15 protein-coding genes and 4 pseudogenes are annotated in these 20,992 nt (G+C 41.1%); 2 read left to right on the forward strand and 17 right to left on the reverse strand.

The features are described from left to right. Positions 1-396: LPXTG cell wall anchor domain-containing protein (locus MAQA_RS12165; RefSeq protein ID WP_036074257.1), on the forward strand; the 396-nt coding region annotated here is incomplete at its 5' end. 388 nt (positions 397-784) lie between these two features. Here MAQA_RS12165 and MAQA_RS12170 read toward each other — a convergent pair. From MAQA_RS12170 to MAQA_RS12195, 8 genes and pseudogenes are all read right to left on the reverse strand, one after another. Further along, positions 785-2,944, reverse strand: coding sequence for a DNA topoisomerase III (locus MAQA_RS12170; protein ID WP_036074259.1), 2,160 nt, complete (start codon positions 2,942-2,944; stop codon positions 785-787). Positions 2,945-2,963: 19 nt separating this feature from the next. Beyond that, entirely contained in the window at positions 2,964-4,745 is a 1,782-nt protein-coding gene (gene recQ, locus MAQA_RS12175; protein WP_036074262.1) for a DNA helicase RecQ, read from the reverse strand. 683 nt (positions 4,746-5,428) lie between these two features. Then, positions 5,429-5,965, reverse strand: coding sequence for an O-acetyl-ADP-ribose deacetylase (locus tag MAQA_RS12180; RefSeq protein WP_036074265.1), 537 nt, complete (start codon positions 5,963-5,965; stop codon positions 5,429-5,431). 56 nt (positions 5,966-6,021) lie between these two features. Next, positions 6,022-6,540 carry a Crp/Fnr family transcriptional regulator gene (locus tag MAQA_RS13900; protein WP_052008598.1) on the reverse strand — a complete coding sequence of 173 codons (519 nt, stop codon included), beginning with the start codon at positions 6,538-6,540 and terminating at the stop codon, positions 6,022-6,024. Positions 6,541-6,559: 19 nt separating this feature from the next. Further along, positions 6,560-6,700: a hypothetical protein gene (locus tag MAQA_RS14665; RefSeq protein WP_173400319.1), complete on the reverse strand. Its 141-nt coding sequence runs from the start codon at positions 6,698-6,700 to the stop codon at positions 6,560-6,562. Positions 6,701-6,843: 143 nt separating this feature from the next. Beyond that, positions 6,844-8,464: pseudogene (gene abc-f / locus MAQA_RS12190) on the reverse strand (ribosomal protection-like ABC-F family protein). A 133-nt stretch (positions 8,465-8,597) separates the two neighbouring features. Then, the gene (locus MAQA_RS16280) at positions 8,598-8,726 is read right to left on the reverse strand and encodes a hypothetical protein (protein WP_277619988.1); all 129 of its coding nucleotides are present in this window, start codon (positions 8,724-8,726) and stop codon (positions 8,598-8,600) included. 76 nt (positions 8,727-8,802) lie between these two features. Continuing rightward, the gene (locus tag MAQA_RS12195) at positions 8,803-9,234 is read right to left on the reverse strand and encodes a VOC family protein (protein ID WP_036074266.1); all 432 of its coding nucleotides are present in this window, start codon (positions 9,232-9,234) and stop codon (positions 8,803-8,805) included. A 148-nt stretch (positions 9,235-9,382) separates the two neighbouring features. Between MAQA_RS12195 and modA the strand changes: the two are divergent. Further along, a pseudogene (gene modA / locus MAQA_RS12200) lies at positions 9,383-10,169 on the forward strand (molybdate ABC transporter substrate-binding protein). Between the two features lie 64 nt (positions 10,170-10,233). On the opposite strand, the gene MAQA_RS12205 reads toward modA, so the two are convergent. The 9 genes and pseudogenes from MAQA_RS12205 to MAQA_RS12245 all read right to left on the reverse strand — a co-directional run bounded on the left by MAQA_RS12205 (position 10,234) and on the right by MAQA_RS12245 (position 20,844). Beyond that, entirely contained in the window at positions 10,234-10,449 is a 216-nt protein-coding gene (locus tag MAQA_RS12205; RefSeq protein WP_036074267.1) for an LPXTG cell wall anchor domain-containing protein, read from the reverse strand. Positions 10,450-10,839: 390 nt separating this feature from the next. Next, positions 10,840-12,018, reverse strand: a complete 1,179-nt coding sequence (locus MAQA_RS12210; RefSeq protein ID WP_036074345.1) for a nitrate/nitrite transporter — start codon at positions 12,016-12,018, stop codon at positions 10,840-10,842. Between the two features lie 115 nt (positions 12,019-12,133). Then, a pseudogene (locus MAQA_RS12215) lies at positions 12,134-12,776 on the reverse strand (response regulator). Continuing rightward, positions 12,776-13,774 (reverse strand): sensor histidine kinase, encoded by a 999-nt coding sequence (locus tag MAQA_RS12220; protein ID WP_036074270.1) that lies wholly within the window; start codon positions 13,772-13,774, stop codon positions 12,776-12,778. Before MAQA_RS12220 ends, MAQA_RS12215 begins: the two are co-directional and overlap by 1 nt. 45 nt (positions 13,775-13,819) lie before the next feature. Continuing rightward, on the reverse strand, positions 13,820-14,281 hold the full coding sequence (locus MAQA_RS12225; protein ID WP_052008599.1) for a GAF domain-containing protein: 462 nt from the start codon (positions 14,279-14,281) through the stop codon (positions 13,820-13,822). 69 nt (positions 14,282-14,350) lie between these two features. Beyond that, entirely contained in the window at positions 14,351-15,028 is a 678-nt protein-coding gene (narI, locus tag MAQA_RS12230) for a respiratory nitrate reductase subunit gamma (RefSeq protein ID WP_036074273.1), read from the reverse strand. After that, the gene (gene narJ, locus MAQA_RS12235; protein WP_036074275.1) at positions 15,018-15,593 is read right to left on the reverse strand and encodes a nitrate reductase molybdenum cofactor assembly chaperone; all 576 of its coding nucleotides are present in this window, start codon (positions 15,591-15,593) and stop codon (positions 15,018-15,020) included. The genes narI and narJ overlap by 11 nt, the downstream gene beginning before the upstream one ends. Continuing rightward, a complete protein-coding gene (narH, locus tag MAQA_RS12240; RefSeq protein WP_036074276.1) occupies positions 15,586-17,154 on the reverse strand; it encodes a nitrate reductase subunit beta in 1,569 nt (522 codons plus the stop codon). Before narH ends, narJ begins: the two co-directional genes overlap by 8 nt. Continuing rightward, positions 17,144-20,844 (reverse strand): annotated as a pseudogene (locus MAQA_RS12245) (nitrate reductase subunit alpha). Before MAQA_RS12245 ends, narH begins: the two are co-directional and overlap by 11 nt. Positions 20,845-20,992: the final 148 nt, after the last annotated feature.

Here is a 20,992-nt window from a genome sequence, read left to right on the forward strand (position 1 = left end):
ATTGAAGTTCACGCGATTTCCGATAGTTTAACAAGAAAAACAGCAATAGCACCAATGCTTTCCACTAAAATAACATTTAAAGTAGCGGAAGAACTATCAAAAGAGGATGACGTTACTCCTCCAGAGGGTAAAGAAGCGACATCTGATGACAAAGAGGCTATTCAAAATAATAAAATTTTCAAAAAAGAGCCGATTGTTATTGAAAAACCAACAAATAAAAAAGATAGTCGCATCATAGAAGATCCTAAGCAGTCGACTGTCAAAGGTAAAAAGTTGCCTCACACAGGAGACACTGACCAAAAAAATATAGTGGTACTATCATTAGGTATATTACTATGCTTGCAAGGTCTATATATCTGGACCAGACGAAAAGTGGATAGATACAGAATGAAATAAAAAAGGGCCATGAAGGCCCTTTTTTTATTTTGACTGATAATAGGTTATCCATCCTAGCGTGCTAAAACGATACCTACAATAAATAATACCGTGCTTAAGATAGATAGAATCTTGATACTTTTATTAATTTCATTTCGATTACGAAAACCCGTATTCTTTCGCTAAAAAAGGCTAGAATTTATAAATTCTAGCCTTAGAAAACATATTATAGATTATCCAAACGCTAATTTCTCAGGAAAAATCGGAATTAACGTTTGGATTTTTTATTTCATTCTTAAAAATTTTAAAAAAATTAACTTCTTCCTAAAAACAACTCAATTAGCCTAGTAGAGACGTCAGTCTTAAGTCGCAAAAAAGCTACTGATTTAGAACCAGCAGCTTCTTCTTGTTACTTATCTAATTTCAACTTCGCAAGAGCCTCCGCCATTGGATTATTAAACGGCTCCTCTTCTGTTTGATCTTGCTTTTTCATGTAATTTGCTACATCTCGCTTGGATACTTTTCCTTTTTTCTCCTTGCCGCGACGTGCTTCGAATGCGGAGAGTTTTTCACGATGCCCACAAGTTGCGCAAACGAAAATTTGTTTATCCCCTTGACCTCGCAACTCTAATTTGCGATGACAATTCGGGCAACGTGCATTTGTAAGCTTCGCAAGCGGTTCACGATGCCCACATTCCCGGTCTTGGCAAACAAGCATTGTGCCGCGTTTGCCTTTCACTTTAAGCATCAACTTGCCGCAATCTGGACATTTTTGTGAAGTCACATTATCATGCCTAAATTTCTTTTCATTTTGCTTAATTTCAAGTACTGCTTTTTTGGCGTATTCACGCATTTCGCCAGTGAAAGCTTGCTCCTTCAATTTACCTTTTTCAATTTGAGCGAGCTTCTGCTCCCACTTGGCTGTTAATTCTGGGGATTTCAAATCGACCGGGACAAGCTCCAGAAGTTGTCTGCCTTTTGAAGTGATGTGTAGCTCTTTTCCTTGTTTCTCGATCAAAAAGCTATTAAATAATTTATCAATAATGTCAGCGCGTGTCGCAACCGTCCCAAGTCCACCCGTTTCGCCAAGTGTCTTCGCCAGTTCCTTATCTCTTGAATCCATATACTTCGCAGGATTTTCCATCGCAGAAAGTAGCGTTGCTTCATTAAAGCGAGCTGGCGGCTTTGTTTTACCTGTATTGAGCTTTACAGCTCGCACTGGGATTTGATCGCCTTTTTTCACCTTCATTACTAGATCCGCTTCCTCATCTTTCCCGTAAATGGCTTTCCAGCCAAGCGATTTTACTACTTTCCCTTTCAGTTCAAAGTTTTGATCGCCGATTTTCGCTTCTGCTCGCGTTTCTTCATAAACATATGGCTCGGAAAGCACTGCTAAAAAGCGTTTCACAACGAGTTCATAAATTTTCCGCTCGCGATCTGATAAATCGGCTAAGGAAACACTTTCTTCTGTTGGGATAATCGCGTGGTGATCGCTTACTTTTCGATTATCCACAAACGAAGCATTCGCTTTAATCCCCTTATTTAAAATCCCCCGAGCAGGTTTCGCAAATTCACCGCGACCACAAGCTTCAAGACGTTCCTTTAACGTTGGCACAATGTCATCCGACAAATAACGCGAATCCGTTCGTGGATACGTTAGTGCTTTGTGGCGCTCGTAAAGCGTCTGCATGGCAGCAAGCGTTTCTTTCGCCGAAAAATCATAGCGCTTATTGGCATCCCGCTGCAGTTCTGTTAGATCATAAAGCCCCGGCGAGAAACTTTTCTTTTCCTTCATGGAAACCGATTCAACAACTGCATCGCTCCCGCGCAAGCTCCGCTCAATTTTTTCCGCTTTTTCCTTGTCGAAAGTTTGCCCTTCTTTCCAGACAAAATTTCCATTTTCCGTAACAGCCGTGAGCGTGTAAAATTCTTTAGGCTGGAAACTTTGAATGTCCTTTTCACGATTCAGTAGCATCGCAAGTGTTGGCGTTTGAACACGGCCACAAGATAATTGTGCGTTGTATTTTGTTGTAAGCGCCCGGGTAGCATTGATTCCAACGACCCAGTCCGCAACAGACCTCGCAACAGCAGAATGATACAAATTCTCATAATCACGACCAGGACGAAGTTTCTTGAAACCTTCGCGAATCGCCTTATCTGTCACAGAAGAAATCCAAAGACGTTTCACAGGCTTTTTCACCTTAGCATAGTCAAGGATCCAGCGTGCAACAAGTTCACCTTCACGACCTGCATCCGTTGCAATCACGATATCCGTAATATCGCTACGATTCAATAATTTCTTTACCGTTTCATATTGCTTGCGCGTTTCGCGAATAGGAACAAGCTTCATTTTATCCGGTAAAATGGGCAAATCATTCAAGTCCCATGATTTATATTTATTATCATATTGTTCAGGATCCGCTAGTGTAATCAAATGGCCAAGTGCCCAAGTGACAACATAATTTGAACCTTCCAAAAAGCCATTTTTTCCGCCGCCTTTTGCACTAAGTACACGGGCGATGTCTTTTCCAACAGAAGGTTTCTCTGCAAGTACAAGTGTTTTCGTCATTTTTAAACCTCTCTTTGTTTCAATCTTGATCTATCTTTTCATTTTGCAAAATCTGCAAAAATGTCATTCCATATTTTTCTAGTTTCACAGCTCCAACGCCTTTAATTCGCAACATTTCTTCTTCGTTTTGAGGCAAATAGCGACACATTTCTCGAATTGTTTCATCCGAGAAAATAACATATGGCGGAACGTGATCTCGCTCTGCCAGTTCTCGGCGTTTCTCGCGTAAAAGTTCAAACAAATCAGCATCAACATCCACCGCAATTCGCGTCGCTTCGGCCGCTTCTTTGCGCATAACTTTTTCTTCGCCGCGAAGGACTTGAACCGCTTTCGCTGTTAAATGAAGTGAAGGAAACTGACCATCTGCAGCCTCTAGAAACTTCTCCGCCGTCAAGTAATCAATCAGCTGTAAAACATCTTTTTGCGAGCGTTCTTTCATTAATCCATGCGTGCTAAGCGTTTCAAAATGCCATTGCTTAATCTTTTGATCTTTAGAACCCGTAAGCACTTTAGCAACCATAACTTTGCCGAATCGCTCTCCCATTCGCTTCACACAAGAAAAGACTTGCTGAGCCAGAATGGTCACATCCGTTTCAGTACGCGTATCTAAACAATTGCTGCAGTTTCCGCAATCCTCACATTCTTCCCCGAAATAGTGAACGATATATTTTTGCAAACAAATTTCCGTGTAGCCGTAACCCGTCATTTCTCGCAACTTGCGAAATTCGTTTTCCTTGCGGTCTTCAGGAAGTTCTGACTGCTCAATCAAGTAATGCTGCAGATGTGCATCTTGCGGTGAAAAAAGTAGCACACAATCACTTGGCAGTCCATCCCGGCCAGCTCTTCCCGCTTCCTGGTAGTAAGCTTCCATGTTACGCGGCAAATTATAATGAATCACGAACCGCACATTCGATTTATCAATGCCCATCCCAAAAGCATTGGTCGCAACAATCACCTGAACATCATCGTAAAGAAAAGCCTCTTGTGTTTCTTCTCGAAACAAATCCGAAAGCCCCGCATGATACTTCGCCGCTTTGATGCCTGACTTTGTGAGCATCGCTTCAATTCGTTCAACTTCTTTACGGGTAGCCGCATAGACAATCCCGGATTCTGCTTCATTTTTGCGCAAGTAATCAATCAAGAAGCGATCCTTATCCTGTCCTTTGACCACTTGAAAAGCCAGATTTTCCCGTGAAAACCCCGTTTGCACACGATTTTCCTTTCGAATTCGAAGCAACTTACAGATATCATCTGCGACAGCCGGAGTTGCCGTTGCTGTGAGAGCCACAACAAGCGGCCTTTCCGGCATCTCATTTAGATGCTCACAAAGCCGCAGGTAACTTGGACGAAAATCATGTCCCCACTGTGAAATACAGTGCGCCTCATCAATTGCAAAAAGCGACACTTCCACTTCTTGCAAAAGTTCTTTAAATCCAGCGGCCTCAAGTCGTTCAGGCGCAATATATAGCAGTTTAATCCCACTACCTGCGCGAATCAAATTCAAACGTTCATTTGTTTCACGCATCGTTAGCGAGCTATTAATAAACGTTGCTTCAATTCCTGCCGCTTGAAGAGCATCCACTTGGTCTTTCATCAGTGAAATAAGCGGTGAAACAACGATAGTCAGTCCATCAAAAATAAGTGCCGGAATCTGATAACAAAGCGATTTCCCGCCGCCCGTTGGCATGACAGCAAGCGAATCCTCGTGATTAAGCAAATGCGCAATCACATCTTCCTGTCCCGTTCTAAAAGTTGGATAACCAAATTGTTGTTGTAAAATAGCGCGGGCTTCTTCCATCATCACGACCGGCCTCCTTTTCAATATATTTAGTATAAAGCTTTTAAAGCTAAATAAAACCCTTTTGGAGAAAAACGTATTTTCAAGGTGTTTCTTTGAGATCCCAAGCTTCGTTTATCATTTTGGATATATAAAAATGGGGCTTTGAACCGTGGCTCAAAACCCGTTAAGTCTTTCAGGTCCCTAAACATCCCAATGATCACTTAACTTTTTTCCACACAAAAAACCAGTGTGGAAAAAGGGAGGAAACCACACTGGTCAAAAAAGGGAGTTTTGGGTTTTTCATTCAAAAAAGAGAAAGAATGAAAAAGTTGTGTTTGTTGTTAGCTTATAAATATATAATACCTTTCCTCGACTAAATTTCACTGTGTAGCAAATGAAAATTCACTAAGAAAATCATGTTTTTCTTTTCATCTATCTAACAATTTTAACTACGTTTTTTTACATATAAAAACCAGTGTGGAAAAAGGGAGGAAACCACACTGGTCAAAAAGGGAGTTTTGGGTTTTTCATTCAAAAAAGGGAAAGAATGAAAAAGTTGTTTGTTGTTAGCTTATAAATATATCATAACCACTTTTAACTAAATTTCACTGTGGAAAAAATGAAAATTCACTAAGAAAAGCATTATCTTTTTTTTAAAAAATAAAGCAAGCCTACGAAACTTCTTTGCAGGCTTGCTTTTCTATTTATATCAGATTATGTTCCACCATTTTTTGTTCATACCAGTTATAATTCTCATCATCGAAGCACACAAAATGAATTTCTTTAAGCACCGAATCATACGCCGTTTCTTCAATCCATTTTTTCACCGTGTAAGTCACAACCTCCGCAGCAAGCTCCTTTGGGAATCCATAAACTCCCGTTGAGATATTTGGAAAAGAAATACTTGCCAGTCCTTTAGATGCTGCAAGGTCAAGGGATTTAAAATAGCAAGAAGCGAGTGCACTTGTTTCTTGCTTGTCGCCGCCATGCCAAACTGGTCCCACCGTGTGAATCACGTAATCCGCTGGAAGAGCGTAACCTTCCGTTAAAACAGCTTCTCCTGTCGGGCAGCTCCCGATCCGCTTAATCACTTCTTTACATGCCGCTAAAAGTTCTGGACCTGCTTCCTTGTGAATAGCACCATCCACACCGCCCCCGCCTAGAAGCGTGTGGTTTGCGGCATTTACGATCGCATCCACGTTTTCTTTAGTAATGTCGCCTTTTATCAGTTTCACTTCCACGAAAAAAGCACCTCCTTTTTCTATTGTAAGCGATAGAAAAAGAAAGTGCCAGCGTCTTACAAACGATCCACATCCAAAATAATCCAAGGCTTTGGACGTACTTGTAAAATCCCTTCACAGGTCAACTTTTTAATAATCAACGCGACAAATTCACGTGTTGCTGTTGAGAAACTTGCGATAATCGGTTGTGTAATCGCAGCAGGTAATACGATTTCCCCGTTTTCACCTACCGTTCCAAGCTGTTCACCGATTTGTTTGATGCACATTCTGACGCGTTCTTCTTTAGATGTTGTACTCTTCCTTAAGTGGCTGAATGTATCTCTTGAAAGGCCTAGCAATTCATGGATGATGAACTGCTCTTTCACGTCATATTCCGTCAAAATCCGGTCAAAAAAGTAGCGGTCAATGACCCAACATGCACCGTCTGAGAGAGCCTTCACTTCGCTCGTTGACGGATAAATTTGAGAGAGCAAGTTCTTAGAAAACAATTGATTTTCTTTCACAAAATTTAAAATGATCTCGTTTTCTCCATTTTCATCAAATCGAACTGTAAGCATCAATATTCCCGTAATCAAGAAAAAAATCTTCCCGTTACTATCCGTCAAATCGAAAATCTTTTGGTTTTTTTTTAAAATAAATGGTCTTTGCATATTTATGAAATTCCGGATCTTGTTTACAAAGGGCCAAAATCGTATCTGCAGAATACATTTTTTTACGTTCTTTTGTCATGTACATCTTCACAATCTCCTTAAAATGTATTTACTGATGCAATCATACTTTATTACTACCGAGATGTTAACACTTTTTTCAAAAAAAAAAATTGATGCAGCAAATAAAAATTCACAAAAAAGACACAAATTCAGTTTTAAATTCGAGGATTACGTACTCTTTTTCACTTTTTGAGCAAAGTACGTATAATTTCCCGAATAAACATTTAACCGTCCTTCGTGCAAATGAATCACTTTCGAACAAATTTGGTCGATGAAATAACGGTCATGTGACACGGTAATAATTGTTCCTTTAAAGTTCCGAAGCGCTTCCTCCAGAACCTCGCGCGAAGCAATATCAAGGTGATTCGTTGGCTCATCCAAAATCAGTGTATTTACCGGTTGATGGATGAATCTGGCCAAGCGAAGCCGCATCCGTTCCCCTCCGCTCAGATTTGCTACTTTGCGAAAGACCATTTCCTGATAAAACATAAATCCGGCAAGCATATTTCTAGCTTCCCCTTCTGTCACTCGCACTTGATCACGAAAGGCTTCAAGCACTGTCTGGTTTGCATCAAGCTCCTCCATTTGTTGCGACAGATAAGCTAACTTGACGCTAGAGCCGAGTTTCACAGCTCCCGCATCAGGGATTTCTGCGCCCGTCAACAGTTTAAGCAAAGTCGACTTTCCAGCCCCATTATCGCCTACGATCGCGACACGCTCCTTCTGGTGAATCGTTAGCACTGCCTCAGCCAACAAGACTTTTTCCCCGTAACGCTTTTCTACACCTTCAAAAATCGCCACTTCGTCTCCGCTCCGCTTCGACTCCTCGAATGCTAAATTCATTTCTTTTTGTGCAAGAACCGGCCGTTTTACTTTCTCCATTTTGTCGAGCATTCGTTCCATGTTTTTCGCTCGACGGAAAAAAGCGTCATTGGGCGGATTAGCTCGCGCACCCCATTCGCGCAATTGTTTAATCGCTTGCTTCATTTTTTTTGATTTGCTTTTGTTGGTCCTTATACGCTTGAAACTCACGTAAAAGTCGCTCTTCACGCTCCTCCAAATAACCTGAAAAGTTCGTCCGGTAAGTAAAGAGTTTCTTATTTTCAAGTTCAACCATCTTCGTCACCACCTCATCGAGGAAATAGCGATCGTGTGACACGACTAAAACGGCTCCTTTGTAACTTTGCAAGAACTTTGTCAGCCAAATAACCGCATTTAAATCAAGATGATTCGTTGGTTCATCTAAGAGTAGCAATTCCGGTTTTTCAAGCAACAAGGCCCCGAGAGCTACCTTGGTTTTTTCACCACCACTTAGTTCCTGCCATTTTTTATCTAAGAGTTTCGAAAGCCCAAGCCCAGCAGTTACTTTCCCGAGCTCAGCTTGCATTTCATACCCGCCTTGATCCGCAAACAGCGCCATCAAATCCCCGTAGTGAGCCATTACTTTCTCACTTGCATCCACTGCCATTTGCTCTTCTAAATCTGCCATCTGCGTTTGCACCGCCAAAAGCTCGGTGAAACTTTGCTCCAACACTTCAACCACAGTCGATCCCGAAAGCCCTTCTGGAATTTGGTCGAGCATCCCTATTTTAGCATCTTTCTTCCGTGTAACAAGACCGCTATCCGCGATTTCCATCCCAGCAATCAATTTTAAAATCGTACTTTTTCCTTCGCCATTCCGGCCGATTAATCCAACTCGCTCGCCTTCCATCACTTGCATCGAAATCCCATCTAACACTTTATCGCCCGCATAGCTTTTTGTTACTTGATTTAAATCTACAATTTTCATTTCCTTTTCTCCTCTTCCTCTGAAGAAAAGCATAGATGTTTCATGTGAAACATTTTATACACAAAAAAAGACACCAGACAAGCGCCCGGTGCCTCCGTTATTTTAATTTGGAGATTCATCCATGCTTCTCAACTCATTTTCCATTCATACAGTTTTGATAAAAAAGGGCAGACTTATCCTCTGTAACTGTCATTCTGGAAAAAATCGCACGAACAGTGTATAAATACGCTAAAAATCCCGCTTGTGCTTTTGAAAGAAACATCTGAATCTCACCTACTTTCATTTCATAATTGATTTAAGGATAACGTGAAACCGTTTTATTGTCAAGAAGTCCAGTCTCACTCCATATTCTTGCGGTGCATCGCTTCTCGCTCTTCAAAACTAATTTCGCGATGAACTTGATGCAACATCCAAATATAGCCAAATGCATCTTTAAACATTGCATTGCTAACGCCGTAATCCTTCATCTCAGTCACGGCTTGAATCTCCGTACAACCTGCATCCAGTGCTCGCTTATAGGTTCTAGCGATATCTTCTACAGTGACATTGAACCAAATGGGTAAGTTCTCTTCTGGATTTGGCGCCGGAAGCCCGGCGTCCGCATTCGCATCAAGCATGTGAAACCTTGTTCCATAAATCTCAAAAACAGCTTCATTTTGACCCTTAGCAAAACTTGTCGCTTCAATTCGATTCACATCAAAAATCTCCTCGTAAAGCGCAAGTGCCGCTAAACTATCCTCTACAATAAAATCGATTTCAACCGACCTCATTCTTCCACCTTCCTTTTTATATGTTTTTTTAATAGTATAACGAAAATAATTGATTCGGGAAAACCCTATGACTTTTAAATTTTGCTGGTTACAACTAGAGTTTCTTTTGCTTTTTGCGGTAAAATAGTGAAGAAAAGGAGGCTAACTCATGAAACTCAAAAATTTCGGGGTCTTTCTTGCCATTTTTCTGCTAGTTATTTTAGCAGCTTGTGGAAACGAGGCAAGTCCATCCAAAAAGGAAACCAAAACCGATTTACATATCTCAGCTGCCGCTAGCCTAAAAGATGCGATCGATATGATCAAACCGCTTTATGAAAAGGCTCATCCTGGGACAAAATTAACTTTCGACTTTGCTGGCTCTGGACAGATTCGAGAACGTGTTGAAAGTGGCGCTCCGATTGACGGAGTTCTTTTTGCAAGCGAATCTGATATGGATAAATTGATACAAGCGAAAAAAAGCAACGAATAAAGCTGAATTCGCACAAAATACACTTGTTCTAATTGAACCAGCATCAAAAAAAGCAAGAAACAGTAAAGACTTGTCAAACAAGCTGGAAACTTATCAAAAATTCGCTCTTGGAAATCCTGAATCCGTTCCTGCCGGACAATATGGAAAAGAAACCCTCGAAAAACTAAATTTATATAATGACATGGAAGGCAAACTTGTACTTGCTTCAGATGTACGCCAGGTACTCTCTTATGTAGCTTCTGGAAACGCAGATGCTGGTTTTGTCTACAAAACTGACGCACTGATTTCTAATAAAGTACGTGTTGTACAAGCTGTTCCAGATTCCTTACATGCCCCTATTGGATACTATTCAGGAGTTGTATCTGACACGGAGCATCAGCAAGCTACCGAATCTTTTATGGCTTTTATGCGTCATCAAAAAGCGCAGAAAATTTTGGAACGGTATGGGTTTAAATCAGTGAAATAAATTTTAAGTTCATAAAAAAGCGAGAAAAAATGTTCTGCACTTCATTTTTTCTCGCTTTTACTATTTAAAACTTTCGACCGTATAATAAAGCTGCTCCTAAACTGAGTAATCCGACTCCTGCCAGTCCTCCAAATGGAATGGCATCATCATCTCCTGTCGGCGGTAGTACTGCCGTATCTGAAGAACCTGTTAGAGTAACTTTCGGCGCTTCGTCTCTCGCTGCTTCCTGCTTCTTCGCAAGTGCTTTTCCGGTTGTCACATCATCTAGTCGGTACGTCATACCTGATGTGCCAGCTACTTCCGTATAGCCTGCAGGAACATTTTCAGCCGAGCTACGTAGTTTCTTGCAGTTAAGTACATCCGTTATATCATTTATTGTTTCTTTTCATCCAAAAGAAACAAAACTATCTTTTTCAATCATTCCACAATTCTATTTTCTTTAAACATCAAATCTGTGATCAATCAATTTCTAATTTTACTAGATGAAAATTTCACTAACCTACTAGTCGAATTATCTGAGTCTCCCAACCAAAATCAAAAAACCAAAACAAAAAGAACAGAATCCTAAGAACTCCCATTTTATAAATGGTTTCGTTTCAAAGTTTCTGTTCTTTTCATTTTTCCTAAATATCATAATTTTATTTGTTACGCTTTAGAGTTATTCATTTTATTAAGAATTTTGATAGTTTGTCTTCGGCCTTAAATAAACAGCCCAAACTACAATTAGACAAATCACGGCGAATAGTGCTAAGAGGACAAATCCTAATGAAAATGAACCTGTGGCATCCTTAATAGCTCCGAGTAAAAGCGGTGGGAAAAAGCCCCCAAGTCCGCCAGCTGCCCCTACAAACCCGGTAACAGCACCTGTGTTCCCTTTAGAGACCATTGGGACCATTTTGAAAACCACACCATTTCCAATCCCAATCGCAAGTGCAGTTAGGAAGATACAACTTATGAAAATAATGAAGTTTTGGAGTAACAGTGCCATGACAAGCGCAAAGATAATCACAAGAAAGAATAATCCCGTCAAGATCTTCGTAGGGCTCGCTTTATCTGCAACGACACCACCGATCGGTCGCATTAGTGTTGCAACAGCCGCAAAGGCTGCAGAAACAAGTCCTGCATTAACAGGGTTCATCAAGAACTGGTCTGACATAAAGGCTGGTAGATAGTTACTAAGCGCAACAAAAGCTCCGAATGTTAAGAAATAAAATAATGACAGGAACCAAGTATTTTTATCTTTCACAACAGATAGTTGCTCGCCAAGTGTCTTTTTCTCTGCCGAGATCGGCATTTCTTTTGCGAATAAGCTGAACAAAATGATGATAACTAGAAGTGCAATGATGAGTGAATAGTAGACCCAGTCAAATCCCCAAGACTTATTAATTTGTGGAATAATGAGTCCTGCAAGTGCATTTCCAATATTCCCCATTCCTGCAATACCAAGGATAAGTCCCTGCTTTTCTGGTGGAAACCATGCAGAAACATACGAAATGGCAATGGCAAATGTTGTTCCTGCCATTCCAAGGAAAAGCGCTAATAAAATGAGTAGTGGAAACGAAGAAACTTGCGGAACAAAAATAAGTGGAATAATGATAAATAGCATTGTTCCAATGTAAACTTTCTTTCCGCCGATTCGGTCACTGAGGATCCCCATTGGGATGCGCATGACAGAACCAAGTAGTACGGGTGTTGCGATCATTAAACTTTTTTGCGATGCCGAAAGTCCAAAGTCGGATGCGATTTGATTGGCTACGGGCGACAAACATGCCCATACCATGAATGAAATCGCCATGGCAACCGTCGCAAAAATGAGTGCCGTGATTGCATCTTTTTTTGAGTAATTCATTTTCATATCCCCTTTAACGGTTTTGTACATCATTATGATACCTTTTTCACAATTGAAACACTATTAGGGAAATACCTAAAAAAGATATTGCACACAGGGCAATATCTTTTACAAATCAATCAAATTTTTTTTTGATTGCATAGTGCACTAAATCTGTGCGCTTTTCAAATCCCAACTTATGCATGATACTCGTCTTGTGGGCTTCCACCGTTTTCACAGATACAAACAGCTTTTCAGCAATTTCCTTATTTCCGTATCCAAGCGCGATTAGTGGCAAAATTTCTTGCTCCCGTTTTGATAGAAGTTCATAGGAATTGATTTTTTCATCCACTTCATTTTTTGTTAAAAATTCTCGAACAAGAGCGGGCGCAACACTTGGATGGATATAAATACCGCCTCCATAAACGGCACGGATCGCTTCGAGCATTTCTTCGTCATAGGCATTTTTCAGCAAATATCCTGATGCTCCAACTTTGAGTGCCCGGAATAGATATTCTTCATCGTCATGCATTGTCATAATCAATACTTTGACTTTCTCGTTTACTTCCTTGATTTTTTTTCGTTGTCACAAGCCCATTTTCTCCTGGAGGCATGCTAAGATCCATCAAAATAACATCTACTTCATTTTGTTCCAGTTTCATCATTGCTTCTAACCCATCAGCAGCATCGGAAACCACTTGCATATCTGACTGCTCGTTAATGATATATGACAAGCCTCTTCTCACGACCACATGATCGTCTACAACCATGATTCGAATCATCGGACCTCAACTCCTACTTTAGCAATCACTTCTGTTCCCTTGCCGTACTCCGAATGAATCTCACAAGTCCCCCCACACAGCTCAACACGTTCTTTCATATTCATCAAGCCTAGTCCAGAGCCTTTAATTTCAATGTCCTCCGTCGAAAAGCCACAACCGTCATCTATTACTTCAAGAATCAAGACCTCATCTTTCCTCCGCAAAGTAACAACAATATCGTCAATATCCGCGTACTTAGCAGCATTTAATAACGCCTCTTGGGCTACACGGTAAAGTGTGGTCTCAATGAAAGGGTCAAACCGCGCATTTTGAATGTCAGAAATAAGTGCAACTTCTACGCCGAAAATCTGCTCGTAACGCTTACAATAAGACTTTAGGGCTGAATATAAGCCCAAGTCATCTAGAGCTGCCGGGCGCAAATCCACTGCCATATTCCGAATATCACTCAAAATATTAGCCACATAAGTTTCGACACCATCCATCTGCGTATCAAAAGAAGAACCCTTTTCCATATATTTCAGTTTTCTAACTTCCATTAACGCACTATACAATTCTTGAGCAATCCCATCATGCAGTTCACGTGAAAGTTTTTTCCGTTCCGCTTCATGGGCATTCATCACATATTTTGTCAGCATTGATTTTTGCAGTTCTTTGGCCGTTTCCTGTTGCTCAGTTAAATTACGTAGTGACAAAACGCCGATGCCATTTTTTTCTTCCAAAACTGTAAAACTTGCACTGTAAGGCACTTCTATTCCATCTAAGCTCGTTAGATAGATTTGAAAAGATTCGCCGTTTTCTCGTTCTTTGATGCGGCAATTAGCACATGTGTGCTCTTCTTCAAACGACATACAACCACGACAAATTTGACAAAAATTTTTGATTTGTTGCCAGTCCAGCGTTGTTCCATGCTCAAATAATTCTTCGGCTACATGGTTCTGTTTAATGACTTTCTGGTTGCCATCCATGATAAAAATCGCATCACTTGTTTTTTTCAAAAAAAAAGATCAACTAAATGAGGATGGTTTGCAAATGCAGTCAAGCTAATCTTCCTTTCTTTGCATAAATTGAAGCAAATAAGGCGAGAGCTTTGCCGCTACCGCTTCCATTTGCCGTTTGATTCGTCCGTCCATCACGGTTTCCTTGCGATATCCGCCTAGAAAAATTGCCAAAACTTCCTGCTCCATGAGAATTGGAATAGCCACGATCGAAACTAGATTTTCCATGATCGCAATTGGAAACTGCGAAAGATCATCCACTTCTTCTCTTAAATTCTGAACAGACATTGCCCGCCCAGTCTTCCAGACAATTCCAGCTATTCCTTTTCCGTTTTGTAAAACAATTTTCTGATAGCGATTATTACGATTCCCAGAAGCAAACAACCATCTAATTTCTTTCACACTCGTTGCACTTGTATTTAATGCTATCCCAAGAAAATCGACACCTAAATCCAGTCTTGCTTCAATTAAATAATCCGTTATTTCATGTTTTAGCTGTCCTTCCATTTTCTCGAATCCTCCATGAACTGATACTATCACTATAACGCAATTCAACTGAAAAAAACAGTCAGATCATTAAGATGGATTTTTGCGATAAATGATATAGCGCCGCCTCAAGTAGCTAAGCGGCACACTCCATGCATGAACAAGTCGTGTATATGGAAACAAGCCAAAAATGATGAACGCACTTAAAATGTGTAATTTAAATAGAACTGGAACGTGTATCATCAAACTTGCATCTGGCCGAAACAAGAAAAGTTGTCGAAACCAAATCGAAATGGATTCACGATAATCAAAACCAGGGATTTCTTGCGTTCCAAAGACTGTACTAGCCATCCCAAGAATAACGGTGAGAAGTAACGTGATGTTCACAATAATATCTCCTGTCGAACTGATTCTGCGAACACTAGGATTTGATAAGCGACGAAACGTCAACAAAAACATCCCAACAAATGTCATCACACCAAAGATGCTGCCGATCCCAACCGCAAAAATATGATACATATGCTCACTGATTCCAAGCGCCGCTGTCCAAGATTCTGGGATAACAAGCCCAACAAAATGACCACCAATCACAAAGATGATTCCTACATGAAACAGGAGACTCCCAATCATTAGCTGCTTTTTCTCTAGCATTTCACTTGATTTTGCGGTCACACTAAACTGATCGTAACGATAGCGGAAAATATGACCGACAATAAAGCTCGCAAGAACAAGATAAGGAACAATGACCCACAAAAATTCATTCCACATACTGAGAGCCCTCCTTTTGTAAAAGACATGCCTTAAGTTCCACACGCACTGCTTCAATTAGATATCGATAAGGATTTTCTTCTTCATTTAAGTTTTGAAGTAAAAAGTAAGTCCCATCTTCCATCACACCAAATAACACTTCTAAATCCTGAACGCGCTCATCTTGAAACCAGTCTCCCGCTTCATAAAATTCAAGCATCAGCGGTAAAAAGTCTGTTAATTCAGCATCGACAGCTAGCAAACCAAACATTTCATATAAAAATTTTAATTTAGAGAGCATCTGTCCACGTTCACGCGCATCTTCAAATTTATAGAACGTCATATATAGCGATAATTTTTTAGTAAAATCAAAACTATCCGTATAAAACTGTTGTAACTCAAACAGACTTTTCGTTTCAATTTCCTGCCAAAAGCGAAGAAGAAGATCCTTCGTCCCCGCTTCAGCAGTATCTAATTCCGTTTCAAGATAGGCTTCATTCATATACAGTTTATTTGGATAATCAAGCAGGTTTGATAATTTACCAAATACCGGCCGTTTTTCATTTAAAACTGCTGCATTAATCACGCCAAATCCCTCCATAGAAACTTTCCTCGTACATTTCTTGAGTTGTCTTCCCATCTGCTTGAGCCTGCATCATCTGTCCATGTTCCGAAGCAAGGCTACATCCATTACAAACATCATTCGAGTAACCTGTTCCACCTTGTGCTCGGTAAGTATCAATGTAGTCCTCTTTATGACTCATTGGAATCACAAAGCGGTCTTCATATTTAGCAATTGCAAGCAAGCGATACATTTTCTTCACTTCTGTTTCTGTAAGTCCAACTCTTTCAAGACGTGTTACATCAAAGTCCTTACCAGAAGAAGCTGCTCGCATATAAAGCCGCATCATCGCCATTTTTTGTAATGACGACTTAATCACCTCTGTATTCCCTGCCGTCAAAATACTCGCTAAGTAATCAACTGGAAGGCGCATCTCTTCAATTGCCGGAAAAATCATATCTGGGTTTTCAACCGAATCTTTTCCTTCAAAATAATTCATAATCGGTGAAAGTGGTGGCACGTACCAAACCATCGGCATTGTACGATATTCAGGGTGGAGCGGAAAAGCGATTTTGTATTCTTTTGCCATTTTATAGATCGGTGAGTTTTGAGCTGCCTCAATCCAGTCTTCCGAAATCCCATCTTTACGTGCTTGTTCAATCATTTTCGGATCATTCGGGTCAATAAAAAGATCAAGTTGTGCTTCATAAAGTGCTTTTTCATCTTTTGTTTCTGCTGCTTCCTTTACTCGGTCAGCATCATAAAGCATAACACCTAGATAGCGAATTCGACCTGTACAAGTTTCCGAACAAACTGTCGGCAAACCTGCTTCGATCCGTGGGAAACAAAATGTACATTTTTCTGCTTTGTTCGTTTTCCAGTTGAAGTAAACTTTCTTATAAGGACAGCCTGTCATACAATAGCGCCAGCCCCGACAAGCTTCCTGGTCAACAAGCACGATCCCATCTTCATCACGTTTATACATCGCGCCACTCGGACAAGAAGCTACACAAGCTGGATTTAAACAATGTTCACAGAGGCGAGGCAAATACATCATAAATGCCGTTTCAAAATTCGATTTGATTTCCGACTCAATTTTCTTCATGTTCGGGTCTTGCGGCATCGTTTTCGGAGCCCCAGCAAGATCATCTTCCCAGTTTGGTCCCCATTCGATTTCCATATTCGCACCCGTCACAACCGATTTCGGACGAGCAACTGGTTGATTGTTACGCTGTTCTGGTGAGAACAAGTTTTCATAGTCATATGTCCAAGGCTCGTAGTAATCCTTCATTTCTGGCATATCAGGATTATAGAAAATCTTCCCAAGCGCTACTTTATTTAGTTTCGAACCAGATTTCAGTTCTAACTTCCCTTTCTTATTAAGCGTCCAGCCACCTTTATACTCTTCCTGATCTTCCCAGCGTTTCGGATAACCAATACCCGGCTTTGTTTCAACATTATTAAACCACATATATTCCGCACCCGGTCGGTTCGTCCACGTATTTTTACACGTTACGCTACAAGTGTGGCAGCCGATGCATTTATCTAAATTCATGACCATTCCAATTTGCGCTTTAATCTTCAAGCCAGTCCACCTCTTTCAGTTTTCTCACATTCACATACAAATCACGTTGATTCCCAATTGGGCCATAATAGTTAAAGCCGTAACTAAGTTGTGCATAGCCGCCCACCATTTGCGTTGGTTTCACATGGATCTTCGTTGGCGAGTTGTGGCTACCGCCACGTTGCCCCGTAAGTTCACTACCTGGCACATTCACATGTTTATCTTGCGCATGATACATAAACATCGTTCCACGTGGCATTCTGTGACTAACCACTGCTCGGGCTGTTACAACCCCATTTCGGTTATAAACCTCAAGCCAGTCATTATCCTGAATTCCCGCTGCATCGGCATCTTCATTATTGATCCATACATTAGGGCCGCCACGGAAAAGTGTTAACATATGAAGATTATCCTGATACATACTGTGAATATTCCATTTTCCATGTGGCGTCAAATAACGAAGTGTGATCGCATCCGCATCTTGTTTTTCATCAAAATTGTCACGCTTTGCAAATACATGCGGTGGAAGCGTAGGTTTAAATATAGGCAACGATTCCCCGTATTGCAAGAACAATTCATGATCCAAATAAAATTGTTGTCTTCCTGTTAATGTTCGAAACGGAACAAGCCGCTCAATATTTGTTGTAAATGGTGAGTAACGCTTCCCATTCGTATTAGAACCCGTAAATACAGGTGTCGGAATGACTTCACGAGGCTGAACTGTGATGCTTTGGAATGTGATTTTTTCAGCTTCCCGGTCCTTCGCAAGATCAGCAAGCGGAACCCCAGTCGTTTCTTCCGCACTTTCCCAAGCACGAACCGCCACCTTCCCATTGGTCGCACTCGAAATCGTCAAAATCGCATCCGCCGCATGCCGCGCATCTTTCAAAATCGGTTTTCCATCTTTAATCGTGTCGTCCTCGTAAACACCGTTGGTTTGCTTAAGCTCCTCATATTCCTGCGCCACAGAAAATTGAGTCCCATGCGCCCCAACTTTTCCGCTAGAAACATTCGGTCCGAGCGTGATAAATTTGTTGTAGATTTCGCGATAATCGCGTTCCACGACTTGAAAAATCGGCATCGTTTTGCCCGGTATAGCTTCCACTTCGCCCCGCTTCCAGTCTTTGATTTGACCGTAAGGCTGAGCAATTTCCTTCTCAGAATCATGCCCAAGCGGCAGCATCACAATATCGCGTTCTGGCTTCTCAAACACATGTTTCGCCATCTTCGAAAACACTTCTGCAAGCCCTCTAAACGTATTCCAGTCCGACTTAGATTCCCAAAGTGGATCAATCGCCGGATTAAACGGATGAACAAATGGATGCATATCCGTACTGGATAAATCTGTTTTTTCGTACCATGTAGCAGCTGGAAGAACCACATCTGAATACATCGGCGTTGCAGTCATCCGAAAATCAAGCGTCACGAGTAAATCTAATTTGCCACGAACCTCTTCATCCCGCCAAACCATTTCTTCTGGCCGGAACTCATCATTTTGCTTCGACATCAAATTATCCGTTGTCCCAAGCAAGTGCTTCATAAAATATTCTTGCCCTTTCCCGCTTGAAGAAAGCAAATTCGAACGCCAAACAAAAAGCCCACGCGGGAAGTTCACCGGATTATCCGGATCTTCCACCGCAAAATTCGTCTCTCCCGATTTCAAATCCTCAACTAACTGTTCCACCAGTTCCGCATCCGACTTTTCAGCCGCCTCTTGCCCATAAGAAAGCGAACTTTTATCAAACTGCGGGAACGAAGGCAACCATCCAAGTCGCGCCGCTAACACATTGTAATCAGCCGGATGCTGATACCGAAGTTCATCCGCAATCGGCGACTTCAGCGCCGCATTTTCCATTTCTTCATATTTCCATTGATCTGTTGCAAAATACCAGAAACTTGTTCCATTTTGCTGCCTAACCGCGCCTTGCCAATCTTTCGCGAAAGCAACCGTTTGCCAGCCTTCGATCGGACGGCATTTTTCCTGACCTACATAATGCGCCCAACCGCCGCCATTCACACCTTGCGATGCTGTAAGCACAACGAGATTCAAAATCGACCGATAAATCGTATCACTATTAAACCAGTGATTGATTCCAGCGCCCATGATAATCATCGATCGCCCTTCCGTATCAATCGCATTTTGAGCAAACTCACGAGCGATCTGCGTGACAATACTTGCTTTCACGCCCGTAATTTTTTCCTGCCAAGCTGGCGTATACTTACTCGATTCATCATCCAAATCTTTTGCCGCAAGCTCGTCGCCATCAAACATTTCAATTCCGTACTGGCTTAGCATCAAATCATAAACTGTTACAGCTTTCCGAATCGTCCCATCTGCAAGAGTCATTTCTCGAACTGGAATATGCCGTTCAAAAACACCATTTCCAGCATCATCAAAGAATGGGAAAACAATTTTTTCAAACTGTCCTTCTTCTTGCAATGAAAGTTTCGGAGCAATCGTTGTTCCATCTTCATTTTCCAAACTTAGATTCCATTTTTCATCTTTAGCCCATCTCTGTCCGATCGTCCCGTTAGGAGACACAATTTCTCCTGTTGTTTCATCAATCAGGCATGTCCGCCACTCGGCATGCTCGCTTTTTTTGCCAAAGTCTGCTTCACGAAGGAAACGCCCTGCTTTATAAACACCACTTGCATCTTGATCTAACAAAATCAAGAAAGGCAGATCCGTATATTTTCTTGCATAATTTAAAAAACATCGGTTCTTTTTTATCTTGGTAAAACTCTTTCAAAATAACGTGCGTCATTGCTTGCGCAAGCGCGGCATCTGTTCCTGGATTTGGCGCAAGCCAGTTATCAGCAAACTTTACATTTTCTGCATAATCCGGCGCAACTGCCACAACTTTTGTACCTTTATAGCGAACTTCCGTCATAAAATGTGCATCCGGCGTTCTTGTAAGTGGTACGTTTGAGCCCCACATCATGATATAGCCAGCATTGTACCAGTCACTCGATTCGGGAACATCGGTTTGCTCACCCCAAATTTGTGGAGATGCGGGTGGTAAATCTGCATACCAATCATAGAAACTGAGCATTTCGCCACCAAGCAATGTAATAAAGCGCGAACCCGCTGCATAACTAATCATGGACATTGCAGGAATTGGTGTAAAACCAGCAATCCGGTCTGGTCCGTATTTCTTGATGGTATAAAGTAACATAGCGCCAATTAAAACGTAAGCGTCATTCCAAGAAACTCGGACTTGCCCACCTTTTCCACGAGAAGCCTTATAGGCCTGTGCTTTTTCTGGATCTTCAACAATACTTGCCCAAGCGGCAACAGGGTTTGGATGCTGTTTAAGTGCATTTTGCCACATTTTCCAAAGTAAGCCGCGTATATATGGATATTTCACACGAAGTGGGCTGTATTCATACCAAGAAAAACTCGCACCTCGCGGACAGCCACGCGGTTCAAATTCTGGCATGTCTACGCCACAAGATGGGTAATCAGTAGCCTGATTTTCCCAAGTGATAATTCCATTTTTTACAAAAACTTTCCAGCTACATGATCCTGTACAATTGACACCATGTGTTGTTCGAACAACTTTATCATGCGACCAGCGATCACGGTACATCTTTTCCCAAGCCCGGCTTTTTTCTTCCAAAATCGTCCAGTTACCATTAAATTTTTTCTGTTCGTTTGAAGAATTTTAATCCTTTTTTTCGATATTTCACGATTTTCACCTCTATTTTCATTTCAAAATCAAGAGATTTTCTTAATTATACTATAGCGTTTGTGAGGAGATTTACATATTAGGGAAACCGCTATATTTGAACTGCTACAGAAGAAATCAAAAAAAATTTTCAAAGCTCTTCTGAAACACCTGTCAAGGTTATAAATTTT

The sequence above is a fragment of the Listeria aquatica FSL S10-1188 genome (genome assembly GCF_000525795.1).
Lineage (GTDB): Bacteria > Bacillota > Bacilli > Lactobacillales > Listeriaceae > Listeria > Listeria aquatica.